Genomic DNA, 11,669 nt, shown 5'->3' with positions numbered 1-11,669 from the left:
TTATATAGTTTATTCCCAAATGTTTAACCTTACGCCACAAATGGAGTGCAAAAGTACAAAGAATTCTTTAGATTTTACTTATTATTAAAATCATTTTATAAAAACATTAAACTTGAATATTACAGGCTAAGCTTAGTAAATTAAATATAACTCAATTAATATTTTATAATCTCAAACTCACTTCGGCGATTAGTTTGGTGTTCCTCCTCCGAACACACTTTCCCATCACAACTAATTAAAGGTTGTGACTCACCAAAACCTGCAAATTTCATTCTACGTGCATTTACATAACCCACTAGCGCCAAATAATTACGTGTAGATTCTGCCCTTTTTTCTGAAAGCAATTGATTGTATGATTTTGTTCCTCTACTATCGGTATGCGAACTAATTTTAATGTAAACAGATTTATATTTTTCCAATTTTAATGCAAAGTCATCTAATACTTTTTTTGAATCTGCTCTAATATTCCACTTATCATAATCAAAATAAATTGGCGGTAAATCAAAGTACAACTTCCCGTTACGCTCCGTTACTGGTGGACCAACTTTATCATTCAATAGCTTATCCTTAATTACTTCTGGAGATTTTTCTAACTCCTCTCTCTTTTTTATTTCTGCAATGGATTCTATCTTCTTTTGAAGGTAAATAACATAAGTTTCGTTATTTTTTTCTTGGATCAAAATAGGCTTCTTTTGAGACTCATAACCTATCGCACTGGCCTCAAAATCATATTTACCAGGAAAAATAGACAAACTAAATCTAGAAATACTATCTAAATCCTTATTGTATATTTCATTTTTATCCCATAAACTTACCGTTGCATTTGGAATATATGCTTTTGAATCTATATCACGTACCTCAAAATCAACATTGTACTTACGTAAATAAATTTCCCCTATTTGCATAAACCTATATATATCATCTGTTTTTTTCCTGTTAGAAGCAAAAAAACCATCCGTTTCATTATAATAAGTCAATGAAAAGTCATCAAAGCTTGAATTTACAGGTGCTCCTAAATTAATTGGAGTTGTAAATTCTCCTTTAATTTTTTCTGAAACAAAAATATCTAACATCCCTAATCCCAAATGCCCATTGGAAGAGAAAAACATATTTCCCTTTTCATTAATGAATGGAAATTGCTCTCTGTTTGCTGTATTAATTGTTTGTCCCAAATTAACAGGAACTCCATAGGTATTATCCGCATTAACATCAACATAATAAATATCAAAATCACCGTAACCTCCTGGCATATTTGAGGCAAAATATAATTTTTTACCATCCTCACTTAATGACGGGTGCTCTACTGAATAGTTTACATCATTAAAGGCTAATTTTTCAGGTTTTGACCATACATTTAAACTATCGGAAAATACCGATCTGTATAAATGTATCGCATTATTTTTAATGGTATCAAATTTTTTCTTTCCTCGTTCATCATTACTTTTAGAAAAATAAAGCACCTTAGCATCTTTAGAAAAACAAAAATTACCTTCATGTAATTTTGAATTAATTTCTTTTGAAAAAGGTTCAATTTCAGAAACTGGTCTATTCAAGCTATCCACTTTTACTTTATATATATCTAAAAAAGGTCGATGCGTCCATTTATAGTTTTTAGTCAACAATCCGTTTAGGGATCTATCCGAAACAAAATATACCGTACTATCCTTTTTTAATGCTCCAAATTCAGCCGAAGATGTATTTAAACCTCTATACTTTTTTACTTTATAATCATCTTCTTTTAATTTAAACCTTTCAATAATTGATATCGCTTCTTTCTTATCTAATTCAGTTTCATTTTCATTTTTTTTATATAAAGCCAAAAATCCAACCGCTTTATCATATTCACCTAAAGCTGAAAGTACTTGGTGCATTTTAAAATTAAACTCATTGGCATAAGTTTTATCGGCACCTTTAAATTTACCTTTTAACAAACTCCTTAATGCTCGATATGCTTTTCTGTACTGAAAAGTATTATAATATGACGTTGATAGGTTTTCAAAAATGTGTTTAGTATACACCTTATTATTAAGCTGTTTTTTATACTCAACTATAGCATTTAAGTAATCGCCATTATCAAAGTAACGATCTCCTCTACTCTTTTTTTGTGCCATTGATGTTAATGAAACCAACAAGGCTATTGTAATTATTATTCTTGTTTTCATGGCTTAAAAGAATCTTGGTGAAGTGTATTTGTTTCCTAAATGAAGTAAATCGAAATCAAATAGTAACATGATTTCATGACTTCCATTACTTGTACTTTTTAAATCGCTTAAACTAAAATCATATGCATAGCCTATACGTAAATCTGGTGTTATTTTAAAACCAAGTAAGCCTACAAAAGCATCTTGGTAACGATATGAAGCTCCCACCTCAAAACGATCATATACTAATGCATTTGCAGAAATATCAAAAGTAATTGGAGATCCCACCACTTGTTTAACCACCGTAGAAGGTTTTAATTTTACGGTATCTGAAATTTCAAATACATATCCAAATACCCCATATAAATGAATAGCTGATTGTGCCACGCTTACTCCATTCAATGCTGCATCATTTGGCAACAAATTTGGAGAAGAAACTCCAGCGTAAAAATTAGTGTCAAATAAATATACTCCTGCACCAATTGCCATTTGATATTCGGAAGTTTTATCTCGAAATGCAGGATCATCCACAACATCAGATCCTAATGCATTTACCCTAAAACTATTTATCCCCGCTTTTAAACCATATGACAAACGTAAACTTTCAGAAAGCTGAGTTATGTATGCAAAATCTACATTCAAAAAGTCATTACGCACTTGAACAGCATCCCCAATAGCATCGTGCACATAATTTACACTTAATTCTATTTTTTCTCCGAAAGGAATATTCCCAAAAACATTGGCAGTTTCTGGAGCACCTTCAATACCTTGCCATTGTTTTCGGTATAAAATACCTGAAGAAAATAAGCCCGCCTGTCCTTTAACATATGCTGGGTTAACGGTACTCATATTATACATATACTGTGAGTACTGAGGTTCTTGCTGTGCCGTAGCTACTGAGCAAAAAACCATTGCGATTATAAAATAAAAACTAAATCTCATGTTTATTTGCTTAAATAGAAACTACCTTGAATTGGAGCGTTATTTTTAAAATTAGGATTGAATATGTAGAAGTATACACCCGATGGTAAATTATCTCCAATACTTAGAGACTGATTACTTTGACCATTAAATTCCGATGTATCAATTGTCCCCTCATAGACTTTTACACCGTATCTATTATATATTTCTAAATTAAAATCTGGAAAAGCCTCTGGTATATTGTATAGTTTACCATTGGTTAAAACCCCATCTTTAACTAATTCAAAAGTATCATTTTGAGTATCCCCATTTGGCGAAACACCATCTTGAAAATCTAAGGGACAAATGATACGTTGATCTTCCGTAGAAACAGTTTCACCTACATTTAAAATACGTATAGTTACTGGAACCCTTTCGGATTCACATTCTTGATCATTAATATTCACACCTCCATTTGCTATATAAAATACATCACCATTAAACAATTTTGGGTTGTCTTCTATTTTTTGCGAACTTTCTAAGGAAGTATACCAATTTAAATTTAGAGCAGTAGTTTCATTACCATCTTTATCAATTATGATCACTGGAATATCTTCCAATCGCTTCCCATCTAGTATACAAAAAATAGGATCTTGAACTATGGGCTTAGGAAGTGATACCAAATTTATTTCCACATTTAATGTTGAAATATCACAAGGAGCTGCATTAGTAACTGCATATTGAAAATTATAAATACCAGATTCCAATGTTACAAATTCCAAATTTCCATCAGCATCTAGGGCATTGGTACTATCCACATCTATAAATTCACCCGTTCTTGTGGTATCTACATCTAACAATGTAAATAGATTCACACGTCCATCCAATTTACAAAAAGATGCATTTACGTTTTCACCAATATCTATGGGATCAACAAGCTCTATAGTAACTCTAGACATTACTTCGGTTGGAATACCACACTCCCCTCTACCTCCAACTGTATAAGTATATACCCCAGGTCCAAGGATTGGCAATGTATCATCTGAACTATCGAACTTTCCTAAAAATTCATCGGATTCATAACTAAAAGGACCGTTCCATCTTCCAGACATTGAAGGTGTTCCTCCTAACTGTTCAAATAAATTAATAGTTAAATTATTTGAACATACCTTTATTGGATCAACAGGACTTATTCCAGCTGTGGGTGGATTCACATCATCAATTATTTCGATTATCAATTGACGTATAGGCGAATCACAAGGTGAGTTGTCAAAAACATATTCAAAATTATAAAAACCCCCTGTTATTAAATCAACATTTAAAATACTCCCGGCTAAAGCTCCTGTAGCGTCAACATCCGTAAACACTCCATCTTTAGGTGTTGTAGCTGCTAAAAGACTTAGTAAGTCTATATTACCATCCCTTTTACATGAAAAATGAGTAATGGGTCTATCAAAAGTTATAGGATTAACAAAGTTAACCGTTACTGTGGCTTGACTAATTAAATCACAATCTTCGGCTTTACCAATAGTATATGTATATACTCCTTCTTTTAAACGGGGTAAATCGGCATTATTAAACACAAACTCAAAATCATGATCTGATGAAGAAAAACCATCGGGACCACTCCATATTCCAATAATATCTGGACTTCCGGTTAATTGATCAAACAAATTTAAGTTTTTGTCATCTGAACACACGTTAACTTCAACATTCTCACCGGCATTACCAACAAACCCTCTATTTTTTATTGTAAAATGAATTACAGCAGTATCGGTACAAGCACTTGTTGGATGTGTAGTAGTATACGTTAATTGAAAATCTTGATCTGCATCAATTTCAGAAAAAACAAATTCATTCGCAATTACATTACCAGCTTCATCGGTCCACACTCCAGTTGATGAAATAGGATCTCTGTTTACATTAGTTGTTAATAAACTCCTTAAACTTACAGGATCATCAGTTTCACAAAATTCTAAACCAGTTGTACCAATTCCTGCGTATTCAAATGGCTCAACTGTTATTTTTATTTGAGTGGATAATGATTCACAAGGATTAACACAAGTATTTATTCGATCGGTATCCCCGTCAACACATTCCTTTCTTACATCTGATGCATTTATCCACGGGTCTACACTATATTCAAACACATATTCTCCTGGTTGAATAAAAGAACTTGGTCCTCCTATAAAGTTTTCTCTCCTGAATTTAACAATTCCTGCAGTTCCAAAATCGGGTTCAATATCAATAGTCTCTGGTCCAGAAATTTGTGTCCATGTTGTGAATACTGATATATTTTCATACTCAAAAGTCACTCCACCTTCTGTAGTAAATTCAATCAAATTAAATAAATTTACTTCCGTTACTGCGGAATCATTTACACAAAAAGTACTATTGTTTGAATTTTGCTTAAAAGGTCTTAACTCCTCAAAAACAGTAAATAAAATGGTTGATGTATTATCATTACATACCCCCGAACGTTGTTCTACTGTATAATTAAACTCAATATCACGATACCCAAAGCGAGGTCCACTCCCTAATACCACATTTTCATAAATGTTTTTAAAATTAACAAATGAATCTAATTCATTTTCAATTTCCCCAGTAACATCTAAATCTTGTCTCCAAATCCCTTCAATATCTTCACCAGCTAAATAAATATTATCCCTCAAATTAATATCTGTATCATAATCCCCTCTTATAATTTCACTTTCGCAAATGGCAGTATCAGTAGGTAATCCCGAATTCACCTGACGCACTACAGATACACTTACATTTGTGCTTGACACCATTTCACAGGTAGCTATACTTGTTACTGTATAAGTAAAATCAAAAACTTCTTGATCTACTAATGGTAAACCAGGCTGATAAGGAATTTTAGCCTCAAATTCAGAAGAACCAGGTTCTATAAAACCTAAAAAATTTGAACTTGTACCATTATATGTCCATACACCATTTAAATGAGGTGGAGGAGTTGTTGCATTAGATGCCAGTGTTTCATACAAATCATATGGCTCACTATCACAAGCCTCAACCACAATTGAGGATAATGGCACTCCTGAATAGGGACCTAAAATTAATGTTATTGTGGCCGCTTTATCGGTGCCACAAGCTGCAGTAGTTAATTGAAACCTGTAATCATCACTATTTAAACCCGTAGTGGCTGACTGTAATGCCCATAACGCAACATCACCCGTAGATTCATCTAAAGCAATTCGAAATCTTGGTGCTATTTCCCAAGTTCCAGGCTCCAAATTACCTCCGGTTAGTTTATTATATTCATCATATAAATTAATAATTCCATCTGCATCACCATCGGTATCGAAATCAATAGATTCCATATTACATATGGTAATTGTTTCCTCTATATTACATTGAGCCGAAACTAAAAATGAATTATAAAGTACTAGAAAAAAAAGTAAGTATTTTCTTAAATATCCCAAAGCTAAATCTTTAAGCCGCGAAAATATAAAAAAATGTTAATAACTTTGTTGAAATCTATTGTTTTTAATCTGTATTATGTGTATTTTGAAGAATTACAGTCATCTTACTACTATTTATTTGATATACTTTTAATATACATAGTAAATAAGAATAAAGCATATCCATACATAAAACGAGTATACATATATTTTTAATGCACATAAACCTTTGCGCTAAACTTTTTATCTGCTACAAGTATTCGATACATATATATCCCTTGACTATAGCCTCTACCTACTATTTCTGAAAGATTAATAGTATCTGTTCCCGAAAACATCATTTCATTTTTAATCACTTTTACGAAAGCTCCCGCCATATCATATAGTGATATATTAACATGAGATGTTGCTTGGGTTTGTATATGTAAAAAAGTTTGATCATTCTGAATACTTGTTGTGTGGAAAAAATCCAAGGCCGTATCAACATCTTCGTTTATACCTCTGCATGTAAAACCAAAATCACGCTCTTCAAATGGAGTTTCCATCAACAAAGCCCTATCAACGGCCGCTTCATCGACACACAGCCAGTTTTTCATTACCGAAGCATAAATTTCTCTAAAATCAAAAGAGTACTTTAAATTACCAATCACATCTAAATCATTCAAATCAGGATGACTTCCTACAAATCCATTTGCATCTATTGTTGGACCAAACAGCATTACAGGTGCCGCTTGTCCATGATCAGTTCCATTTGAACCATTTTCTTCTGCCCTTCGGCCAAATTCGGAAAAAGTCATTGCCATCACATTTTTTTCCAAACCAGCAGTCGCTAAATCATCAAAAAACACTTTTACAGAATTAGACAAACTAGCCAATAATTCTGGATGAGTTTCTTCTTGATTACCATGAGTATCAAAACCACCTAAGGCTACCATATACACTTTGGTTCCCAAACCTCCTCTAATCATTCTGGCTACAATTTTTAATTGTTCACCTAAACCTCTTTTTCCTTTTTCTAATACTTCATAACCAACAGAAGACGCTCCTGCTTTATCAAAAGCGCTACTTATTTTTTTTGCATAGGTAAATGTATTATTCGTTACACTACGTAAATATTTCAAACGTTCACCATAGGTACAATCGGGAATATCATTTAAGCCATGTAGTGTTCCATTTTCTCCAATACTCCTTAACTGTTTTGGATTGGCAACGGTAACTGCATAATTACTTACTCCTCTTCCATCAAAAATTAAATTTCCAATACTCCCTATTTGAATAGCAGCTGGAATTTCTGGCGGATTTGCTAAAAAATCGGGATATAATTCTTCAAAATAGCGTCCCATAAATCCCGAATCTTCTATATCCTCCAGATCAGCGTTTGCCCATATATTGGACGATTTAAAATGAGATAAATCTTGATTTTCATAACCTACTCCATGAATCACCTTCATTGCTCCTTCCCCCCACATGGACTCAAAATCTTTTAAAGCTGGAGGAATTCCAAAATCATCGTTCAATTTATACAATTGATTTTCTGGTATTTTTATAGTTGGTCTTAAATTCGCATACGTATCATAATCATAAATAGGAACTATGGTATTCAATCCATCATTCCCTCCTTTTAAGCGTATTAATACCAAAATATTTTCTGTATCGGCCGCAGCTATAGCCGCTGTCAATTCTGAAGGTTTTGATGCAGTGATATTGGTATTCGCTAACATGATAGAACCTCCACCTGCCAGGCCTAGTGCTTGTAAAAAAGACCTTCGATTCCAACGCTCATGCTCCTGTCTATGCATATCAGAACCTGGTCTATCCGAGTCCGTTTTTTTTATGTTTTTTTTAGTATGATTGGTACACATAAGTAGGGCTTATTTAAGTTGAAATTCGGGCACTCGAAAAATATGTTGTAGCAAAAGAAGTACTTGCCATGGTACAGATTCAAAATCTAAATTCCATGTTCCATCTGTGAAATAATTTTCTGGCACATTTGACATAAAAATATCCGTCGCCACTGTGTAATCAGACGCTGTATTTAATCCTTTGGGCAAAAGGGTATCAACAATATTCCGAACAACTTTATATACATCATTACTCCCCCCAGAAACCTCCTTAGCAAACGCTCTAAACTTCTCTCGATTACCAGTCTCCTTATTCCAAATCTGCCAAGTTAAACTATCATTAAACTGCCAACGAGCCGTTAATGTGCTTGTATTAATCCAATCGAAGTCCCCTTGCCAACCGGCAACATCAACTGGTTGAAAAAATGATTGACCTGCAGCTCCAGTTTGCCAATACATCTGAAGTTTTTTATCATCATCCAATGAACGAGATAGTACTTTTAAAAAATTGAGATTTATATCATATGGACTTTTTATAATGGTTCCAATTGCTTCATCATCAAAAAAATGTTCACTCTTAAATAGTTTCCTTAACAAAGGCTCTATTTCAAAATCAACAGCAAAATCCGTTGCTAATTCTTTTATTATTGATTCATTAATAGTTGGACTAACAAAAAAGCGGTATAGTTTTGTCACTATAAAAGTGGCTATAAGATCTGCTTTCTCTTCAAAAAGAATATCAATTACATCCACATAATTCCAATTCCCTACTCTTCCAAAAATATTTTTCTGCGAATCATTAAACGTTTTTGCATTGAAGGTAACAAACTCACAATACTTACCATCATTATAGCCTGTTAATGCCTTTGAAGTTTCAACAATATCACCTTGAGTATACCCGTTATTTTCACCTAATGTAAATAACTCATAAAGTTCACGAGCATAATTTTCATTTGGTTTTTTCTTTTTATTATCCTTCCCATTTAAAAAAACTAGCATGGCACTAGTCAAACCAATTTCACTTACAAAGGTTTTGAAATTACCAAAACAGTTTTTTTGTAACACTGAATAATACTCATACATAAAATGGGCACAATTATATGTACTTCGTTGTGTTACAAAATGATTATGCCAAAAAATAGTAAGTAATGACTGTAAGCCTTTATTATACTGATCATCGACTACTTGCGTATACCATTCTCTTAAGTTCTCTTGATTGATCTCTTCAAAATCCAAACCTTCATCATCATAGGATTGTTTTCCTCTAAAAGCCCAAGTAGGTGCCGCAGTAGGCCCCAGACTTACAGCCTCATCAATAAATTGATCTACAATTTTTTGAGGGTTATTTTTTAAAGCAGCTTCAATTAATCCTGGAGAAGCTCCATAAGTTAATCGTCTGTATAAATGCTGCGCCCTTGTTTTATTCCAAGGCTTATCAGAATTGGGTACATAGGGTAGTAATGAGCTCGTGTTACACGTTGCCATATATAATAAATTTGGGGTAAATTATTAAAGTAACGGCAAATAATATAATAAATTATTTAAAAACAATCATTATTTTAATACTAAATCTTATTCACATCAGAATAATTGATGCACATACATAAATACCATAATTAAAATAGATTAAGCAACAGGATTGCTACATTGCCTGATTTACTAGCTCTAAAATTTTATTGAATTGTGCTGTTCTTGATAAATCAGAATTATCAATCACTATTGCGTCTGCCGCCTTTATTAAAGGAGAATCTTTACGAGTGCTATCTATATGATCACGTTCAATCACATTATTCAACACTTCTTCAAAAGTAACTTTTTCTCCTTTGGACTTCATTTCATCATAGCGACGCTGTGCTCTTACTTGGGCTGAAGCTGTCATAAAAAGCTTAAGTTCTGCATTAGGAAAAACTACAGAACCAATATCTCTACCATCCATTACTATACCTTTATGGACACCCATTTGTTGCTGTTGTTCCACCAGTTTCTTTCGAACTTCAGAAATTGCTGCAACTTTACTTACCCATTTGGAAACTTCAATACTTCGTATAAAACTTTCTACGTTTTGATCATTTACATAAGTTTCTACAATGGCTGTCTTGGGGTTTTGCTTAAAACGAATATTAATCCTCGAAAGTGCCTTTTTTAGTTGATCAACAGCTAATTCATTAGCTACAATGATTCCATTTTGCATAGCATACCAAGCTACAGCTCTATACATTGCTCCAGTATCTACATAAGTATAGCCTAACACCTCCGCCAATTGTTTGGCAACGGTACTCTTTCCTGTGGACGAATGTCCATCAATGGCAATAATAATTTTAGTATTCACCTAAATTTAAATTTAAACCAAAAACACTAGAAGATCCTGCTAAATTATAACGCGCATATCCATAACTGAATGTTAATTTGCGAATTTTTAAAGAAAATCCTGCAGAAATACCAGCGAATGAACGTTGATCTTGAATACTTAATTCTTCTGATCTTCGGAAATTATATCCAACACGAAGATTAAAGCCTCCTCTAGGAAATAATTCTGCACCTAGGTTTACATGTCTTAACACATTATTAAAAAAACTTGGATCATCAACCTGTGATTCTTCCCCTAATAAATTATCCGAATTTCTATTTGTGTTTGAAAAAGCTAAATTCCAAAATTGAAGATTTTGCAAAGTCACAAACCAACGTACAGGTACATGTTTTGGTATTTGTGAAATTCCTGCATTTACCTCCAAGGGTAATTTCTCTTTAGTCCCCGCGTAAGTTGTAATTTGTGTCCCTACATTACGAACAGCCAAACCTATATTCAAATCCCATTCCTCTTTATAATAAAGTAATCCAAAATCTAAGGCAGCTCCCAGAGAACTATATTGCTCTAATTTTGAACTTATAAATTTAAAACTTGATCCGACGTAAAAATCTGTTTTTGGTATTTGCTGCGCATATCCAAATGATATGGCTGTTTCGGCTGCAGAAAAATCACCTGTTTCATTACCAAACAAATCAAAACCTTCAAACTTACCATAATTGGCATATATAACCCCAAAATGGATCATTTTTTCAGTTCTTCCTAATCTAAAAGCTGCTGCGGCTGAACCATAATTAATATCCGCTAAATAGTTTACATAATTTACCGAATAATTTCTATTCATGGTTCGATTAATGGTAGCAGGATTAAAAAGTCCTGAAGTAGGATCTTTTTTAAAATCAGTAACTATCTTCCCGCCAAGGGCAACCTGCCTTGCAGAAGATTCTAAATTTAAGAATTGATAAGTAGCCCTACCACCTATTTGCGCTTGCGTAGAAAAACATAATGTGATTAAAAAAAATACTACTAAGTTTCTTTTCATTAACAATATTGTGAATAC

At 33.1% G+C, this 11,669-nt stretch carries 7 protein-coding genes; all 7 read right to left on the bottom strand.

What is annotated here, in order from left to right; translation table 11 throughout:
* Nucleotides 1-155: 155 nt before the first annotated feature.
* Nucleotides 156-2,162: an OmpA family protein gene (locus tag KQA_RS0208255; RefSeq protein ID WP_029209521.1), complete on the bottom strand. Its 2,007-nt coding sequence runs from the start codon at nt 2,160-2,162 to the stop codon at nt 156-158.
* A gap of 3 nt (nt 2,163-2,165) precedes the next feature.
* Nucleotides 2,166-3,083 (bottom strand): PorP/SprF family type IX secretion system membrane protein, encoded by a 918-nt coding sequence (locus KQA_RS0208250; RefSeq protein ID WP_010179967.1) that lies wholly within the window; start codon nt 3,081-3,083, stop codon nt 2,166-2,168.
* 2 nt (nt 3,084-3,085) lie between these two features.
* Nucleotides 3,086-6,382 (bottom strand): T9SS type B sorting domain-containing protein, encoded by a 3,297-nt coding sequence (locus KQA_RS0208245; protein WP_010179965.1) that lies wholly within the window; start codon nt 6,380-6,382, stop codon nt 3,086-3,088.
* A gap of 293 nt (nt 6,383-6,675) precedes the next feature.
* Nucleotides 6,676-8,325, bottom strand: coding sequence for a DUF1501 domain-containing protein (locus tag KQA_RS0208240; protein ID WP_010179963.1), 1,650 nt, complete (start codon nt 8,323-8,325; stop codon nt 6,676-6,678).
* A 9-nt stretch (nt 8,326-8,334) separates the two neighbouring features.
* A complete protein-coding gene (locus tag KQA_RS0208235) occupies nt 8,335-9,789 on the bottom strand; it encodes a DUF1800 domain-containing protein (RefSeq protein WP_010179960.1) in 1,455 nt (484 codons plus the stop codon).
* 157 nt (nt 9,790-9,946) lie between these two features.
* A complete protein-coding gene (cmk, locus tag KQA_RS0208230) occupies nt 9,947-10,633 on the bottom strand; it encodes a (d)CMP kinase (RefSeq protein WP_010179958.1) in 687 nt (228 codons plus the stop codon).
* The gene (gene porQ / locus KQA_RS0208225; RefSeq protein WP_010179956.1) at nt 10,623-11,651 is read right to left on the bottom strand and encodes a type IX secretion system protein PorQ; all 1,029 of its coding nucleotides are present in this window, start codon (nt 11,649-11,651) and stop codon (nt 10,623-10,625) included. Before porQ ends, cmk begins: the two co-directional genes overlap by 11 nt.
* Nucleotides 11,652-11,669 lie beyond the last annotated feature (18 nt).

The organism is Aquimarina agarilytica ZC1, from assembly GCF_000255455.1.
GTDB lineage: Bacteria > Bacteroidota > Bacteroidia > Flavobacteriales > Flavobacteriaceae > Aquimarina > Aquimarina agarilytica.
The sequence above is the reverse complement of the archived record's forward strand: the minus strand, read 5'-3'. Positions and strand labels throughout refer to the sequence as shown.